This window comes from Streptomyces sp. NPDC043854, from assembly GCF_056436005.1.
The window spans coordinates 45804-62063 of sequence record NZ_JBWKDK010000013.1 but is presented as its reverse complement, the minus strand read 5'-3'; the positions used below and the strand labels follow the sequence as shown (position 1 = coordinate 62063).

Annotated in this window: 16 protein-coding genes; 7 read left to right on the top strand and 9 right to left on the bottom strand. The window is 72.8% G+C overall.

Annotated features, from left to right (window positions below; genetic code table 11):
* Positions 1-9 precede the first annotated feature (9 nt).
* The 8 genes from AC068A_RS14645 to AC068A_RS14610 are packed head-to-tail and all read right to left on the bottom strand — an operon-like array spanning position 10 to position 6644.
* Positions 10-2013 (bottom strand): NADH-quinone oxidoreductase subunit 5 family protein, encoded by a 2004-nt coding sequence (locus tag AC068A_RS14645; RefSeq protein WP_478584832.1) that lies wholly within the window; start codon positions 2011-2013, stop codon positions 10-12.
* Positions 2010-2369 carry an NADH-quinone oxidoreductase subunit NuoK gene (nuoK, locus tag AC068A_RS14640; RefSeq protein ID WP_478584830.1) on the bottom strand — a complete coding sequence of 120 codons (360 nt, stop codon included), beginning with the start codon at positions 2367-2369 and terminating at the stop codon, positions 2010-2012. Before nuoK ends, AC068A_RS14645 begins: the two co-directional genes overlap by 4 nt.
* On the bottom strand, positions 2369-2971 hold the full coding sequence (locus AC068A_RS14635; RefSeq protein ID WP_478584828.1) for an NADH-quinone oxidoreductase subunit J family protein: 603 nt from the start codon (positions 2969-2971) through the stop codon (positions 2369-2371). The genes nuoK and AC068A_RS14635 overlap by 1 nt, the downstream gene beginning before the upstream one ends.
* A complete protein-coding gene (locus AC068A_RS14630) occupies positions 2968-3603 on the bottom strand; it encodes a NuoI/complex I 23 kDa subunit family protein (RefSeq protein ID WP_478584985.1) in 636 nt (211 codons plus the stop codon). Before AC068A_RS14630 ends, AC068A_RS14635 begins: the two co-directional genes overlap by 4 nt.
* Positions 3600-4559: a complex I subunit 1/NuoH family protein gene (locus tag AC068A_RS14625; RefSeq protein WP_478584826.1), complete on the bottom strand. Its 960-nt coding sequence runs from the start codon at positions 4557-4559 to the stop codon at positions 3600-3602. The genes AC068A_RS14630 and AC068A_RS14625 overlap by 4 nt, the downstream gene beginning before the upstream one ends.
* Positions 4556-5662 carry an NADH-quinone oxidoreductase subunit C gene (locus tag AC068A_RS14620; protein WP_478584824.1) on the bottom strand — a complete coding sequence of 369 codons (1107 nt, stop codon included), beginning with the start codon at positions 5660-5662 and terminating at the stop codon, positions 4556-4558. The genes AC068A_RS14625 and AC068A_RS14620 overlap by 4 nt, the downstream gene beginning before the upstream one ends.
* Positions 5659-6246 carry an NADH-quinone oxidoreductase subunit B gene (locus AC068A_RS14615; protein WP_478584822.1) on the bottom strand — a complete coding sequence of 196 codons (588 nt, stop codon included), beginning with the start codon at positions 6244-6246 and terminating at the stop codon, positions 5659-5661. The genes AC068A_RS14620 and AC068A_RS14615 overlap by 4 nt, the downstream gene beginning before the upstream one ends.
* Complete coding sequence (locus tag AC068A_RS14610) at positions 6237-6644, bottom strand: NADH-quinone oxidoreductase subunit A (protein ID WP_478584820.1); 408 nt, start codon at positions 6642-6644, stop codon at positions 6237-6239. The genes AC068A_RS14615 and AC068A_RS14610 overlap by 10 nt, the downstream gene beginning before the upstream one ends.
* A 147-nt stretch (positions 6645-6791) precedes the next feature.
* On the opposite strand from AC068A_RS14610, the gene AC068A_RS14605 reads away from it, so the two are divergent.
* The 5 genes from AC068A_RS14605 to AC068A_RS14585 all read left to right on the top strand — a co-directional run bounded on the left by AC068A_RS14605 (position 6792) and on the right by AC068A_RS14585 (position 13690).
* Positions 6792-7964 carry a sensor histidine kinase gene (locus AC068A_RS14605; protein ID WP_478584818.1) on the top strand — a complete coding sequence of 391 codons (1173 nt, stop codon included), beginning with the start codon at positions 6792-6794 and terminating at the stop codon, positions 7962-7964.
* Positions 7965-8059: 95 nt separating this feature from the next.
* On the top strand, positions 8060-9481 hold the full coding sequence (locus AC068A_RS14600) for a sensor histidine kinase (RefSeq protein WP_478584816.1): 1422 nt from the start codon (positions 8060-8062) through the stop codon (positions 9479-9481).
* Positions 9482-9663: 182 nt separating this feature from the next.
* Positions 9664-10323 (top strand): response regulator transcription factor, encoded by a 660-nt coding sequence (locus tag AC068A_RS14595; RefSeq protein ID WP_478584983.1) that lies wholly within the window; start codon positions 9664-9666, stop codon positions 10321-10323.
* 348 nt (positions 10324-10671) lie between these two features.
* Entirely contained in the window at positions 10672-12630 is a 1959-nt protein-coding gene (locus AC068A_RS14590) for a 2-oxoacid:acceptor oxidoreductase subunit alpha (RefSeq protein ID WP_478584814.1), read from the top strand.
* Positions 12623-13690 carry a 2-oxoacid:ferredoxin oxidoreductase subunit beta gene (locus AC068A_RS14585; protein WP_478584812.1) on the top strand — a complete coding sequence of 356 codons (1068 nt, stop codon included), beginning with the start codon at positions 12623-12625 and terminating at the stop codon, positions 13688-13690. The genes AC068A_RS14590 and AC068A_RS14585 overlap by 8 nt, the downstream gene beginning before the upstream one ends.
* A 79-nt stretch (positions 13691-13769) precedes the next feature.
* Here AC068A_RS14585 and AC068A_RS14580 read toward each other — a convergent pair whose 3' ends face one another.
* On the bottom strand, positions 13770-14165 hold the full coding sequence (locus AC068A_RS14580) for a winged helix-turn-helix transcriptional regulator (RefSeq protein ID WP_478584810.1): 396 nt from the start codon (positions 14163-14165) through the stop codon (positions 13770-13772).
* A gap of 108 nt (positions 14166-14273) precedes the next feature.
* Here AC068A_RS14580 and AC068A_RS14575 point away from each other — a divergent pair, with 108 nt between their 5' ends.
* A complete protein-coding gene (locus tag AC068A_RS14575) occupies positions 14274-15131 on the top strand; it encodes an SDR family oxidoreductase (RefSeq protein WP_478584808.1) in 858 nt (285 codons plus the stop codon).
* Between the two features lie 129 nt (positions 15132-15260).
* Positions 15261-16229, top strand: a complete 969-nt coding sequence (gene rarD, locus AC068A_RS14570) for an EamA family transporter RarD (RefSeq protein WP_478584806.1) — start codon at positions 15261-15263, stop codon at positions 16227-16229.
* The last annotated feature ends 31 nt before the right edge of the window (positions 16230-16260 follow it).

Here is a 16260-nt window from a genome sequence, read left to right as displayed (position 1 = left end):
CCTCACGGCTCACGATCCGGCGTTGACGTTGGCGAGGACGGCGGTGGCGATCGCCAGCACCACGGCTCCGGCGAACAGGGCGCTCAGGTAGCTCTGCACGTTGCCGGTCTGGGCGCGGCGGACGAGGCTGCCGAGCAGCCGGGGGCCGGCGCCCGCGCCGCTGACGTACGTGTCCACGACCTCGCGGTCGAGGAAGCGGACGAGGCCGGCGGCCGCGCGGACGGGCCGGGCGAAGAGCCGGTCGTAGACGGCGTCGAGGTGGAAGCCGGCGGCGGCGTGCCGGTGGAGCGGTCCGAGCAGTGCGCGCCCGGGGTCCGGGGCGGGGCCGGCCGGGACGGCGGGGTGGTCGTGGGTGACCTCGGCGACCTCGGGGGTCTCGGCGGCGGACTCCGCGGCGGCGACGGCCGCGGGCACGGCGGCCTCCCGGTAGGCGCCGGCGGCGGCCTGGGCGGCGGCGCGCTGCCACAGGGCGTGGGTCAGCACGGCGCCGACGACGGCGGCGCCGGTTCCCAGCAGCGAGGTGGTGGTGGTCGGGGTGAGCCGACCGCCGTCGAACCAGTCGGCGACCGGGACGGCGGCGAGGCCGAAGGCGGTCGAGGGGATCGCCAGCAGCCACAGCACGCCCGTCATGGCGAGGGGCTCCTTGCCGTGGTCGGGGGCGGGGGCGCCCTTGCCGCGGAAGGCCATCAGCCACAGCCGGGTGGCGTAGGCGGCGGTGAGCAGCGCGGTCAGCAGTCCGGCGGCGAGCACGAGCCAGCCGACGGCGCCGGGTACGGACTCGGTGTGCCCGGCCGAGGCCTTCTCGGCGGCGACGAGGACGGCTTCCTTGGAGAAGAAGCCGGCGAACGGCGGGATCGCGGCGAGCGCGAGCAGGCCGACCGTCATGGTCCAGAAGGCGTCGGGGATGCGCTTGGCGAGGCCGTCCATCCGGGCCATGGCGGCCAGGGAGTTGGTGCCGGCGGCGTGGATGATCACGCCGGCGCCGAGGAAGAGGAGCGCCTTGAAGGCGCCGTGGGACAGGAGGTGGAAGACGGCGGCTCCGCGGTCGCCGACGGCCAGGGCGCCGGTCATGTAGCCGAGCTGGCCGATGGTGGAGTAGGCGAGTACGCGCTTGATGTCGTCCTGGGCCAGCGCGGCGAGGCCCGAGCCGATCATCGTGACGGCCGCCATGGCCGCCATGACGACCAGCGCGGCCGCGGAGGCCGTGAACACGGGCAGCAGCCGGGCGATGAAGTACACGCCGGCGGCGACCATCGTCGCGGCGTGGATCAGCGCGGAGACCGGGGTGGGGCCGGCCATGGCGTCGGGGAGCCAGGTGTGCAGCGGGAACTGCGCGGACTTGCCCGCGACGCCGGCGAGCAGGAGCAGCGCGATCGGCGTCGGGTGGTCGAGCCCGCCCTCGGCGACGGTGTCCAGGACCGCGGTGATCCGGAAGGAGCCGGCGTCGGTGGCGAGGGCGAACAGGCCGATGAGGAAGGGGACGTCGCCGAGCTTGGTGACGAGGAAGGCCTTCAGGGAGGCGGAGCGGGCCGCCTGGGTCTCCCAGTAGTGCCCGACGAGGAAGTAGGAGCAGATGCCCATGATTTCCCAGCCGACCAGCAGCACCATCAGGTCGCCGGTGTAGACGACGACCAGCATGGCGGAGGTGAACAGGGAGATCAGGGCGGCGTACGAGGGGTAGCGCGGGTCCTCGCGCAGGTACGCCGTCGAGTACAGCTGGACGCAGGTGGAGACGAGGCCGACCAGGACGGCGGTCAGCACGGCGAACCCGTCCAGGTACAGCGACAGGTCGATGGGCACGGAGCCGGTCGGGGTGAGCCGGGTCGCGGTCTCGATGGGCTGTCCGCCGCCCTGCCGGACGGCGACGAGCACGGCAAGGACGGCCGCGGCCAGGGCCGGGAGCACGGCGAGCGGCCGGACGAAGCCGGGGGCCTTGCGGCCGAGGAGCAGTCCCGCGACGGCGCCCAGGAAGGGCAGGAGGGGGACGAGGACGGCGAGGGTCGTGGTGCTCACGCGGTGGCCTCGCTCCGGGTGTGCGGGGTGTCGGCGGGGACGGGCTCGTGGCCCTCGGCGGTGTCGCGCAGCCGGTCGACGTCCGAGGTGCCGCGGTTGCGGTAGACCATCAGCACGATCGCGAGGCCGATGCCGATCTCGGCGGCGGCGATGGCGATGGTGAAGAGGGTGAGGGCCTGGCCGGCGTGCAGGGTGTCGCGGAGCCAGACGTCGAAGGCCACCAGGTTGAGGTTGACGGCGTTGAGCATCAGCTCGACGGACATCAGGACCAGGATGGCGTTGCGGCGTGCGAGGACGCCGTACAGGCCGGTGCAGAACAGCAGCGCCGCGAGTACGGCGGGGTAGGCGAGGTGCATCAGCTCGTCCCCTTGTCGCTGGTGGGGGCGGGGGCTGCGGTGTCCTTGCGGGACAGCACGATGGCGCCGATGAGGGCTGCGAGGAGGAGGACGGAGAGCGCCTCGAAGGGCAGCACCCAGTGCTGGAAGAGGATTTCGCCGGAGACCTTGGTGGAGCCCTGGACGGGCCCGTCGAGGTCGATCCACGTGGTGCGGAAGGCGTCGGTGACGACCCAGACGAGGGTGGCGGCCGCGACGGCGGCGACGCCGAGCGCGACCCACCGGTTGCCGGAGTCGGCGTCCGGGGAGCGGCCGATGGGCGCCTTGGTGAGCATCAGCCCGAACAGCAGCAGGACGACGACGGAGCCGAGGTAGATCAAGACCTGGACCCAGGCGATGAACTCGGCGGTGAGCAGCAGGTACTCCACGGCGATCCCGCCGAGCGCGACGACCAGCCACAGGGCGGCGTGGACGAGCTGGCGGGTGGTGACCGTGATGACGGCCGCGCCGAGGGTGGCGAGGCCGACGAGGAGGAACGCGATCTCGACGCCGGTCGGGGACAGGAACCCGCGGTCGGCCGTGGCCGTCGCGGCGGCGGCCAGGGTGGTGGCTGCGGGGGTCACGCGTCTGCCTCCCCAGGGGTCGGCGCATCGGTCCCGGGCTCGGCGGGTCCGGCGGAATCGGCAGGGCCGGCGGGGCCGGCGGCCTCGGCGGCAGCGGCCGCGGCTGCCGCGGCGGCTTCGGCCTTCTCCGCCGCCTTGCGGGCGGCGGCGAGCTCCTTGGGCTCCTCGGCGGCGGGGTCCAGGGCGGGCGGGGCCGGGACGGTCCACATCCACTGGCGGAGCTTGTCGCGCTCGTGGGTCAGTTCGAGGATGTCGGTCTCCGCGTACTCGAACTCCGGCGACCAGAACAGGGCGTCGAAGGGGCACACCTCGATGCAGATGCCGCAGTACATGCACAGGGAGAAGTCGATCGCGAAGCGGTCGAGGACGTTGCGGCTGCGGTCGCGGCCGCCGGGGGTGGCGGCGGGGACCGTCTCCTTGTGGGAGTCGATGTAGATGCACCAGTCGGGGCACTCGCGGGCGCACAGCATGCAGACGGTGCAGTTCTCCTCGAACAGGCCGATGACGCCGCGGGTGCGGGGCGGCAGTTCGGGCTGTACGTCGGGGTACTGGGCGGTGTGCGAGCGCTTCGTCATCGTGCGCAGCGTCACGGCGAGCCCCTTGGCGAGGCCGGATCCGGGGATGGGCATCAGCTGATCGCCACCTTCACGATGCCGGTGAGCGCGATCTGGGCGAGCGCGAGCGGGATGAGTGTGGTCCAGGCGAGCTTCTGGAGCTGGTCCTCGCGCAGCCGCGGGTAGCTGACGCGCAGCCAGATCACGACGAAGGCGAGGACGGCGGTCTTCAGCAGGGTCCAGCCCCAGCCGCCGCCGAAGGGCCCGTGCCAGCCGCCGAGGAAGAGGACGGTGGTCAGGGCGCACAGCACGACGATGCCCGCGTACTCGGCGAGCAGGAACAGGGCGAAGCGGAGCCCCGTGTACTCGGTGTACGCGCCGAAGATGATCTCGGAGTCGGCGACGGGCATGTCGAAGGGCGGGCGCTGGAGTTCGGCGAGGCCTGCGGTGAAGAAGACCAGCGCGCCGACGATCTGCCAGGGCAGCCACCACCACTCGAAGGCCCCGACGATGCCGGGCAGGGACACGGTCCCGGCGGCCATCGCGACGGAGGCGGCGGCGAGCAGCATGGGCAGCTCGTAGGCGAGCAGCTGGGCGGCGGTGCGCAGGCCGCCGAGCAGGGAGAACTTGTTGGCGGAGGCCCAGCCGGCCATCAGGCTGCCGAGGACGCCGACGCCCATCACGGCGAGGACGAAGAACAGGCCGGCGTCGATGACCTGGCCGACCGCGCCCTCGCCGGGGCCGATGGGGATGGCGATGAGGACGAGGAGGTAGGGGAGCAGGGCGACGGCGGGGGCGAGCTGGAAGATGCGGCGGTCGGCCTGGGCCGGTACCACGTCCTCCTTCTGCGCGAACTTCACGCCGTCGGCGACGAGCTGGGCCCAGCCGTGGAAGCCGCCGGCGTACATGGGGCCGAGGCGGCCCTGCATGTGCGCCATCACCTTGTGCTCGGTCTGCCCGACGACGAGCGGGAGCACGAGGAAGACGGCGAAGACGACGAGCAGCCGCAGGGCGACGTCGAGTACGTCGTTCACGCGTCGCCTCCGTTGTCAGGGGTGGTGTCGGGGGTGCCGTCCGGGTCGGTGTCCGGGCCGGTTTCGGCCTTGCGGGGTCGTCCGGCCGGCGGTTCGCCCTCGTCGAAGGCGGGCTTCGGATCGTGCCAGGGGGCGTCCGAGCTCCGCCGGGCGGGCGGTTTGCGCTCGCTCCCGGCGTCGGCGGCACCGGCCGCGGCCTGGCTCGCCGAGCCGTCCGCAGCAGAACGCGTACGGCGCGCGGGCCGCACCGGAGCCTCCGCTCCCGCATCGGACGCAGCGGCGTCCGCCGGCGCGGGCGCCGCCTGGCTCGCCGAGCCGTCCGCAGCGGACCGGGTACGGCGTACCGGCCGGGCAGCCGGGGCCTCGGCGGCGTCCGGAGCGGCGGTTCCGGCGGTCTGGCCGGCCGAGCCCTGTGCCACCGAGCGGGTCCGCCGGACCGGGGCGCCCTCGCGCGGGGTGCGGGCGGCCGCGCCTGCGCCCGCGGCGCGCGGCGTGCGCGCCGGGCGGGCCGGGGCGGGCGGGAGCTGGCCCTTGAGCGGGCCCCAGTCGTTGGGGTCGGGGACGCCCGGCGGCAGCATCTGCCGCCGCTTGGGGCCGCCTTCGGCCTCTGCGCCCTCGCCGGGCTCCTTGGCGCCGGGCCAGGCCTTGGCGACGCGCGCGGCCAGGACGAAGTCCTTGCGCAGCGGGTGGCCCTCGAAGTTGTCGGGCAGCAGCAGCGGCACGAGGTGGGGGTGGCCGGTGAACACGACCCCGAACATCTCGTACGTTTCGCGCTCGTGCCAGGCCGCTCCGGCGTAGACGGCGACCGCGGACGGCAGGGAGGGCGCCGTGTGCGGGACCGTCGTGCGCAGCAGCAGCCGCCGTACGCGGCGGTTCTCCAGCGACACCACGTGCGCGCACACGCGGAAGCCGGTGCCCGGCTCGTCGACGGCGCTCAGCCAGTCGAAGTAGGTGCAGCCCAGCTTGTCCCGGGCGGTCTCCAGGGCGGAGATCCAGCTTCCGACGGGCACGTCGACCGTGAGGACGCCGTACGCGACCTCGGCCACCGCCTCCGGCCCGAAGACGGTCGCGGCGGCGTCGGGGAGCGAGTCGTAGAGGTTCATGCGCCGGCTCCCGGGCCGGGCGGGGGCGTGACCAGGCCGCTGGTGAGCTGCGCGACCGACGGCCCGTGCGTGTAGCGCTCGGCGAGCGACTCTCGAGCGATCTTCTCCTGGAGTTTGAGGATTCCCTGGAGCAGCGCCTCCGGCCGGGGCGGGCAGCCGGGTACGTAGACGTCGACCGGGATGATCTGGTCCACGCCCTTGGTGACGGAGTACGAGTCCCAGTACGGCCCGCCGCAGTTGGAGCAGGCGCCGAAGGAGATGACGTACTTCGGCTCCGGCATCTGCTCGTACAGCCGTTTCACGGCCGGTGCCATCTTGTCGGTGACGGTGCCGGAGACGATCATCAGGTCGGCCTGGCGGGGGCCGGGCGCGAAGGGGATGACCCCGAGCCGGATGAAGTCGTGCCGGGCCATGGAGGCGGCGATGAACTCGATCGCGCAGCAGGCGAGGCCGAAGTTGAAGACCCACAGGCTGTAGCGGCGGCCCCAGTTCAGGACGACCTTCATCGGCTCGGGGGCGAGCCGGGACAGGACGCCGAGGCGGCGGGGCTCGGGCAGCAGCTGGGGCTCGGGTGTCACGTCCATTCCAGGACGCCCTTCTTGTAGGCGTAGAGCAGGCCGACGGCGAGGAAGCCCAGGAAGACGAACATCTCCACGAGCGTGGTGGCGCCGTAGCCGGCGGCGGCGAAGACCGTCGCCCACGGGAAGAGGAAGATCGAGTCGACCGCGAAGATCACGTAGAGGAACGCGTAGACGTAGTAGCGGACCTGGGTGTGCGCCCAGCCCTCGCCCACCGGGTCGACGCCGCACTCGTACGTCAGCAGCTTCTCCGGGGTCGGGACGACCGGGCGCAGCAGTCGGCCCGCGCCGAAGGCGACGGCCACGAAGAGCACACCGAGCACGGCCAGCAGGCCGACGACCGAATAACTCCCGAAATAGTCCGCCGCGAGCACGGTTACGGTCGATTCCGTTGGGTCGGGCACGTCCGTTCCTCGCTCCTTGGCCACTGTCGACGATCTGGTACGGACGGGAGTCTAGGGCCTGCTTCACACGGGGTGGGGTTATCCCCCGTTCACTGCGGCCCGGCCTCCCCATGGCACCGGCCCGACGGGTTGTGCAGGCTGTGCCGCATGACCATGAGCACCGAGGCCCCCGACGACGACCGCCCCCCGCCCGTGCGCGCGCCCCTGGGAACCGTGGCCTGGAAGGAGGTTGCCCATCTGCTGGGCAACCTCCCGGCCACCCTGTTCGGGTTCGTCTACACCGTGGCCGTGCTGTCGATCGCGGGCGGTTTGTCCGTGACCGTGATCGGTCTTCCGCTGCTCGCCGTCGGCCTGTCCGGATCTCGGCAGGTGGGACGGATGGAGCGGGTGCGGGCCCGCCTGCTGCTCGGCGTGCGGGTGGCGGAGCCGACGCCGCTGCCGGGTCCGCGGCGGGCCGGCGGGTTCCTTCCCTGGCTGTTCACGGCCGTCAAGGACCCGGTGGCCTGGCGGAGCGCACTGTACGAGCTGGTACGGCTGCCGTGGGGGGTGCTCACCTTCACGGTAACGCTGGTCTGCCTGTTCGTGCTGTGGCCGGTGCTGCCGTACGTGGTGCGGGCGCTGACGAACGTGGACCGCTTGCTGGTACGGGGCCTGCTGTCGCCCTCGGACGAGCTGGAGCGGCGGATCGCACGGCTGGAGTCGGACCGGGGGGTGGTCGTGGACACCGCGGCCGCCGACCTGCGGCGCATCGAGCGGGACCTGCACGACGGGGCACAGGCCCGGCTGGTGGCCCTGGCGATGGGGCTGGGCCTGGCCAGGGAGAAGCTCGCCGAGGACCCGGACGCGGCCGCGGCGATGGTGGACGAGGCGCACGGCGAGGTGAAACTGGCCCTGAAGGAGCTGCGGGACCTGGCCCGGGGAATCCACCCGGCGGTGCTGACCGACCGCGGCCTGGACGCCGCCCTGTCCTCCGTCGCCTCCCGCTGCACCGTCCCCGTCAAGGTCGCCGTCGACCTGCCCGAACGCCCCGCCGCCGCCATCGAGGGCATCGCCTACTTCACCGTCTCCGAACTCCTCCAGAACATCAGCAAGCACTCCCGGGCCGACACCGCCGGCGTCGACGTGTGGAAATCCGGGAACCGGCTGCTGATCCGGGTGTCCGACGACGGACGCGGCGGGGCGAGCGCCGGGGCCGGGGGCACCGGGCTGGCCGGGCTCGCGGAGCGGCTGGGCGCCGTGGACGGGGTGTTCGTCGTGGACTCGCCGCCGGGGCGGGGGACGGTGGTCACGGCGGAGCTGCCGTGGCGGGCCCACGGCTGAACCCGCCCGTACACGTTCCGGGTGGGGTTATCCCCCCGGCGGACAGGCCGATGCGCCGCATGGTCCGGCGGGGCCGCGGGCGCCAGGGTTGAGGGGTGACAGGACGAGGGAAGGGCGGGCGGCACATGGGCGGCGGCGACGCGGCGGACGGGGCGGCGACGAGGGCGGCGGGCACTGCGGCGGCGGGCACCGCGGGGGCGACGGGCACCGCGGGGGGTGCGCGCTCGCCGGGGACGGGCCTCGGCCGGGCCCTGCGGGCCCCGGTCTCGGGACGGACCTGGCGGGAGTTCGGCTACCTGATGCTCTCGCTGCCGCTGAGCACGGCGTACTTCTCGCTCGCGATCACGGGGCTGGCCCTGGGGGCCGGGCTGCTCGTCACCTTCCTCGGGGTGCCGGTGCTCGCCGGGGTGCTGCTGATGTGCCGCGGCTTCGGCCGGATCGAGCGGGCCCGCGTCCGCGGGCTGCTGGGGGCCTCGGTCGCTGCTCCGGAGCCGGTCCGGGTCCGGGGCGGCGGGGTGGTCGGGGCCACGGGGGCGCTGCTGGGCAGCGGGAGCGCCTGGCGGCACACGCTGTACGCGGTGGTCTGGTTCCCGTGGGCGGTGTTCGCGTTCTGCCTGGCGCTGGTGCTGTGGTCGTGCGCCTGGTCGCTCCTGCTGTACCCGCTCTGGTTCTGGGTCTTCCCGGCGTACACCGACCAGCCGGGGCTCCAGCTGTTCCAGAACGGCGACTACACCTTCCACCTGGACGCGCCCGCCGAGATCGCGGTGTCCTTCCTGGCCGGGCTGGTGCTGACGCTGGCCGTGCCGTGGGTGTTCCGTGCGCTGACCGCCGTCGACCGCCTGCTCGCGGCCGGGCTGCTCGGCCCGTCGCGGCTGGCCCACCGGGTGACCGAGCTGGAGTCGGACCGGGGGGTGGTCGTGGACACCGCGGCCGCCGACCTGCGGCGCATCGAGCGGGACCTGCACGACGGGGCACAGGCCCGGCTGGTGGCCCTGGCGATGGGGCTGGGCCTGGCCAGGGAGAAGCTCGCCGAGGACCCGGACGCGGCCGCGGCGATGGTGGACGAGGCGCACGGCGAGGTGAAACTGGCCCTGAAGGAGCTGCGGGACCTGGCCCGGGGAATCCACCCGGCGGTGCTGACCGACCGCGGCCTGGACGCCGCCCTGTCCTCCGTCGCCTCCCGCTGCACCGTCCCCGTCAAGGTCGCCGTCGACCTGCCCGAACGCCCCGCCGCCGCCATCGAGGGCATCGCCTACTTCACCGTCTCCGAACTCCTCCAGAACATCAGCAAGCACTCCCGGGCCGACACCGCCGGCGTCGACGTGTGGAAATCCGGGAACCGGCTGCTGATCCGGGTGTCCGACGACGGACGCGGCGGGGCGAGCGCCGGGGCCGGGGGCACCGGGCTGGCCGGGCTCGCGGAGCGGCTGGACGCCGTGGACGGAGTGCTGGTCGTGGACTCCCCCGCCGGCGTCGGCACCACCGTCACCGCCGAGCTGCCCTGGCGCACCCGCTAGCCCCGCCCGGCCCCGTAGCCCCGCCCGGCCCCGCCGCCTTCGGAGGTCCCGCCTCCGTTTCAACCCGCCGTTCCGCGCGCACCGCGTCCGCCCGCCGGGGCTGGAATGCTTGGGCCGTTCGGAGTACGGAGTACATCGCCGGAACGTGTGGACGCGGGAGCTGTTGAATCGTGGAAGACAGGGTGCGGGTGGTCATCGCCGAGGACTCGGTGCTGCTGCGGGAGGGCCTGACCCGGCTGCTGACCGACCGGGGGCATGACGTCGTCGCGGGCGTCGGGGATGCGGAGGCCCTGGTCAAGACGGTGGCGGGGCTTGCGGCGGAGGGGGCTCTGCCTGATGTGGTGGTCGCCGACGTGCGGATGCCGCCGACGCACACCGACGAGGGCGTCCGGGCCGCCGTGCAGCTGCGGCGCGCCTACCCGGGCATCGGGGTGCTGGTGCTGTCGCAGTACGTCGAGGAGCAGTACGCCACCGAACTGCTGGCGGGCTCCAGTACCGGGGTGGGGTACCTCCTCAAGGACCGGGTCGCCGACGTGCGCGAGTTCGTGGACGCGGTCGCCCGGGTGGCCAAGGGCGGCACGGCCCTGGACCCCGAGGTGGTCGCCCAGCTCCTCGGCCGCAGCCGCAAGCAGGACGTGCTGGCCGGGCTGACCCCGCGCGAGCGGGAGGTGCTGGGCCTGATGGCCGAGGGCCGGACCAATTCGGCGGTGGCCAAGCGGCTGGTGGTGAGCGATGGCGCGGTGGAAAAGCACGTCGGCAACATCTTCATGAAGCTGGGGCTGTCGCCGAGCGAGGGCGACCACCGCCGCGTCCTCGCGGTGCTGACGTACCTGCGGTCCTGACGGCTGCCTGCGGCCTGACGGGCGGCGGCCGGCGGCGGTCGGCGGCCGCCCCCGCCCCGGGCCCGGTCCGGCCTTGTCCCGGGCCCTGATCAACTGACACCCTGTCAGCCATTGGGGTACCACTTCCGGCCGCACGGGCTCACACCATCGGACCCTGCGCTTTCCGCACGGCACAGTAATCGGAATACAGGATTCGCGGTGAATCCGGCCGTATTCCGCAGAATTCCGCAGTCCAACCGCCCTCTGGAAGACGGACCGGAGTATGAACGTTTCCCATAAGGGCAGGCGTACCGACGTAGGGTTGGCCGTGGGAGCGGGAACGCCGAGCCTCGAAGGAGGTCCAGTTCAGTGACCAGCCAGGTCAGTAGCCCAGCCGAGCAGGCCGACGGAGCCGAGGGGGCCGAGACGGCCGTCCTCGGGGAGCAGCGGACGCCCCCGGTCCCGGGCGGCGGCGGCAAGGAAGTACGCCGCCTCGATCGGGTGATCATCCGGTTCGCGGGTGACTCGGGTGACGGTATGCAGCTCACCGGCGACCGGTTCACCTCGGAGACGGCGTCCTTCGGGAACGACCTCTCCACCCTGCCGAACTTCCCCGCCGAAATCCGCGCCCCGGCCGGAACACTGCCGGGCGTGTCCTCGTTCCAGCTGCATTTCGCCGATCACGACATCCTGACGCCGGGCGACGCCCCGAACGTCCTGGTCGCGATGAATCCGGCGGCGCTGAAGGCGAACATCGGGGACGTGCCGCGCGGCGCGGAGATCATCATCAATACCGATGAATTCACGAAGCGCCCGATGGCGAAGGTCGGATACGAGACCTCCCCGCTGGAGGACGGCTCGCTGGGCGCCTACAACATCCACCCCGTGCCGCTGACGACCCTGACGATCGAGGCGCTGAAGGACTTCGGGCTCTCCCGCAAGGAGGCCGAACGCAGCAAGAACATGTTCGCGCTGGGCCTGCTGAGCTGGATGTACCACCGGCCGACCGAGGGCACCGAGTCGTTCCTGCGCCAGAAGTTCGCGAAGAAGCCCGTCATCGCCGAGGCGAACGTCGCCGCGTTCCGGGCGGGCTGGAACTTCGGCGAGACGACCGAGGACTTCGCGGTGTCCTACGAGGTGGCCCCGGCCACCCGCGCCTTCCCGACCGGCACCTACCGCAACATCTCCGGGAACCTGGCCCTGGCCTACGGCCTGATCGCGGCGAGCCGGCAGGCCGACCTGCCGCTCTACCTGGGCTCGTACCCGATCACCCCGGCCTCGGACATCCTGCACGAGCTGAGCCGGCACAAGAACTTCGGCGTACGGACCTTCCAGGCCGAGGACGAGATCGCCGGCATCGGCGCGGCGCTGGGCGCGGCCTTCGGCGGCAGCCTCGGCGTGACCACCACCTCCGGGCCCGGCGTGGCGCTGAAGTCCGAGACCATCGGCCTCGCGGTCTCCCTGGAGCTGCCGCTGCTGATCGTGGACATCCAGCGCGGCGGGCCGTCCACGGGCCTGCCCACCAAGACGGAGCAGGCGGACCTGCTCCAGGCCATGTACGGGCGCAACGGCGAGGCCCCGGTGCCGGTCGTCGCCCCGCGCACCCCGGCGGACTGCTTCGACGCCGCGCTGGACGCGGCCCGGATCGCGCTGACGTACCGGACGCCGGTGTTCCTGCTCTCCGACGGGTACCTCGCCAACGGCTCCGAGCCGTGGCGGATCCCGGACGTGTCGGAGCTGCCGGACCTGCGGGTGCGGTTCGCGACCGCCCCCAACCACGAGCTGGCGGACGGCACCGAGGTCTTCTGGCCGTACAAGCGCGACCCGCAGACCCTGGCCCGCCCGTGGGCGGTCCCGGGCACACCGGGCCTGGAGCACCGGATCGGCGGCATCGAGAAAGAGGACGGCACGGGCAACATCAGCTACGCCCCGGCCAACCACGACCTGATGGTCCGCACCCGGCAGGCCAAGGTCGACGGCATCGAGGTCCCCGACGTGGAGGTCGACGACCCGGACCGCGCCCGGACCCTCGTCATCGGCTGGGGCTCCACGTACGGCCCGATCACGGCCGCCGTCCGGCGGCTGCGGGCGGCCGGCGTGCCCATCGCGCAGGCCCACCTGCGCCATCTGAACCCCTTCCCGGGAAACCTCGGCGAGGTCCTGGGGAGCTACGACAAGGTGGTGGTGCCGGAGATGAACCTCGGGCAGCTCGCGACCCTGCTCCGGGCGAAGTACCTGGTCGACGCGGAGTCGTACAACCAGGTCAACGGAATGCCGTTCAAGGCGGAGCAGCTCGCGAAGGTTCTGAAGGAGGCCGTCAATGACTGAGGTGACCGACGCCCCGACCCTGCTCTCGCTGGTGCCGAAGGCTGCGGCCCGGCAGTCCATGAAGGACTTCAAGTCGGACCAGGAGGTCCGCTGGTGCCCGGGCTGCGGCGACTACGCGGTGCTGGCCGCGGTGCAGGGCTTCATGCCGGAACTGGGACTGGCCAGGGAGAACATCGTCTTCGTCTCCGGGATCGGCTGCTCGTCCCGGTTCCCGTACTACATGAACACGTACGGGATGCACTCCATCCACGGCCGGGCCCCGGCCATCGCGACGGGGCTGGCCACCTCGCGCCGCGACCTGTCGGTGTGGGTGATCACCGGTGACGGCGACGCCCTGTCCATCGGCGGGAACCACCTGATCCACGCCCTGCGGCGGAACGTCAACCTGAAGATCCTGCTGTTCAACAACCGGATCTACGGGCTGACCAAGGGGCAGTACTCCCCCACCTCCGAGTTCGGCAAGATCACCAAGTCGACGCCGATGGGCTCGCTGGACGCGCCCTTCAACCCGGTGTCCCTGGCGCTGGGCGCCGAGGCGTCCTTCGTGGCCCGCACCGTCGACTCCGACCGCAAGCACCTGACCGAGGTGCTGCGGGCGGCCTCGGACCACCCGGGCACGGCGCTGGTGGAGATCTACCAGAACTGCAACATCTTCAACGACGGCGCCTTCGACGCCCTGAAGGACAAGGACCGCGCCCAGGAGGCGGTGATCCGCCTGGAGCACGGGCAGCCGATCCGCTTCGGCGCCGACGGGCACAAGGGCGTCGTACGCGATCCGGCGACCGGCGACCTGGAGGTCGTCGACGTGACCGCGGAGAACGAGGCGCGGATCCTGGTCCACGACGCGCACAGCGCCAGCCCGACCACCGCGTTCGCGCTGTCCCGGCTGGCCGACCCGGACACGCTGGACCGGACGCCCATCGGGGTGTTCCGCAGCGTGGAGCGGCCGGTCTACGACACGCTCATGGCCGAGCAGCTGGACACGGCCGTCGAGAGCAAGGGCAAGGGCGACCTGGGCACCCTGCTGGCCGGCAACGACACCTGGACGGTCGTCGGCTAGCGCACACCCGCAGGCCCGCGCAGCGCACGTCCGCGCAGCGCACGCCGCGCGTCCTCGCGCCCCGCAGGCCCGGAGCTCCTCAGGAGTTCCGGGCCTCGTCGTACGCGGCCCGCGCCTCCTGCACGTCGGGGGTGCGCCGCTCGGTCCAGCGCGCCAGGGCCCACACCTGCTCGGCGGCCTCGCGCCCCAGCTCGGTGAGGGAGTAGTCCACGCGCGGCGGGATGACCGGCTTGGCGTCGCGCAGCAGGAACCCGTCGCGCTCCAGCGTCTGGAGGGTCTGGGCGAGCATCTTCTCGCTGACCCCGCCGACCTCGCGGCGCAGCTCGCTGAAGCGGTACGAGCGCTCCACGAGGGCCGCGAGCACCAGCACGCCCCAGCGACTGGTGACGTGTTCCAGGACCCCGCGGGAGGGGCACATCGGAGCCTTCACGCTCCTGGCCGGGGCGGCGGCGGGCCGGTTCTCACTTACTGCCATACCAGTACCTTACTTTGAAGTGGGTACTTACGCATGGTTAGCGCTTTCTCTACGGTGGTGCCACAGCCGGAACACACCCCACGCACCACCCGCCCCAGGGAGAGCATCATGAGCATCGTCGTCACCGGAGCCACCGGAGCCCTCGGCCGCCTCGTCGTCGCGGAGCTGCTGAACCGGGTCCCGGCCAGGGACGTCGCCGTCGTCGTCCGCGACAAGGCCAGGGCCGCGGACCTGGCCGAGCGCGGCGTCGAGGTGCGCATCGCCGACTACGACGCCCCCGAGACCCTGGCGGACGCCTTCCGGGCGGGCGACCGGGTCCTGCTGATCTCCGGCAACGCGGTCGGCCGCCGGGTGCCGCAGCACACCGCGGTGATCGGGGCCGCCAAGGCCGCCGGCGTCGCCCAGCTCGCCTACACCGGGATCCTCGGCGGCCCCGAGGCCGACTTCGAGCTGGCCGCCGAGCACAAGGCCACCGAGCAGGCCGTACTGGACTCCGGCCTGCCCCACACCTTCCTGCGCAACGGCTGGTACCACGAGAACTACACCGCCCAGCTGGCCGGCGTCCTGGAGCACGGCACCGTCGTGGGCAGCGCCGGCGAGGGCCGGATCGCCTCCGCCGCCCGGGCCGACTACGCCGCCGCGGCCGCGGCCGTCCTCACCGGCGAGGGCCACCTGAACCGGGTCTACGAGCTCTCCGGCGACACCGCCTGGAGCATGGCCGAGTACGCGGCCGAGGTCTCGGCGCAGTCCGGCAAGGACATCGCGTACACCGAGCTCCCCGCCGACGCCCACCTGTCCGCCCTGACCGGCGCGGGGGTCCCCGAGGGCTTCGCCGCCCTGCTCGTCGACGTGGACGCGGCCATCTCCCGCGGCCGCCTGGGCCACACCGGCGGCGATCTGTCCCGGCTCATCGGCCGCCCGACCACGCCGGTCGCCGAGGCCATCGCCGCCGCCCTGGCTGCGTGAGTCCGCCCGGCCCCGGCCCCACAAGACCTCGGTAGTGTCATGAGTATCTCCCGCTTATGCACATGACACCGGGGGCCTGCAGCGCTAGGTTCTCTGATGAGGTTGGCCGGAATGTGACGGGAGGCCCGCGTGAAGGCGGAGAACGAGCAGCGCACAGGACTGCTCTACGGATTCGGCGCCTACGGGATGTGGGGGCTGGTCCCCCTCTTCTGGCCGCTCCTCAAGCCGGCCGGGGCCGTCGAGATCCTCGCCCACCGCATGGTGTGGTCGCTGGCCGTCGTCGGCGTACTGCTGCTGGCCGTGCGCCGCTGGGGCTGGATACGGGAGCTGCTGCGCGAGCCCCGCAAGCTCGGCATGACCGCCCTGGCCGCCACGCTGATCTCCGTGAACTGGGGCCTGTACATCTGGGCCGTCAACAACGGCGCAGTCGTCGAATCCAGCCTCGGCTACTTCATCAACCCCCTGGTCACCATCGCCATCGGCGTCCTGCTCCTCGGCGAGCGGCTGCGCCGGGCCCAGTGGGTGGCGGTCGGCATCGGCTTCGCCGCCGTGCTGGTCCTCGCGATCGGGTACGGGCGGCCGCCGTGGATCTCGCTGGTCCTGGCCTTCTCCTTCGCCACCTACGGGCTGATCAAGAAGAAGCTGGGCATGGGCGGCGTGGAGTCGCTGGCCGCCGAGACGGCCCTGCTCTTCCTGCCCGCCCTCGGCTACCTGCTGTGGCTGGGCGCGCAGGGCCGGTCCGCCTTCGGCAGCGAGGGCCTCGGACACTCGGCGCTGCTCGCCTCGACCGGACTCGTCACCGCGATCCCGCTCGTCTTCTTCGGGGCGGCCGCGATCCGGGTCCCGCTGTCCACCCTCGGGCTGCTCCAGTACCTGGCGCCGGTCTTCCAGTTCCTGCTCGGCGTCGCGTACTTCCACGAGGCCATGCCCTTCGAGCGCTGGGTCGGCTTCTCCCTGGTCTGGGCCGCGCTCGCCCTGCTGACCTGGGACGCCCTGCGCACGGTACGCCGCTCCCGGGCCCGGCTGGAGACGGCCGACCCCGCGACCGCGGCGAGCGCCCCGCAGGCGGCCGCCGCTCCGGAACCCGAGCGCGCGTAGGCCCGCGTCGCGCGCGGCACGCCACGGCCGG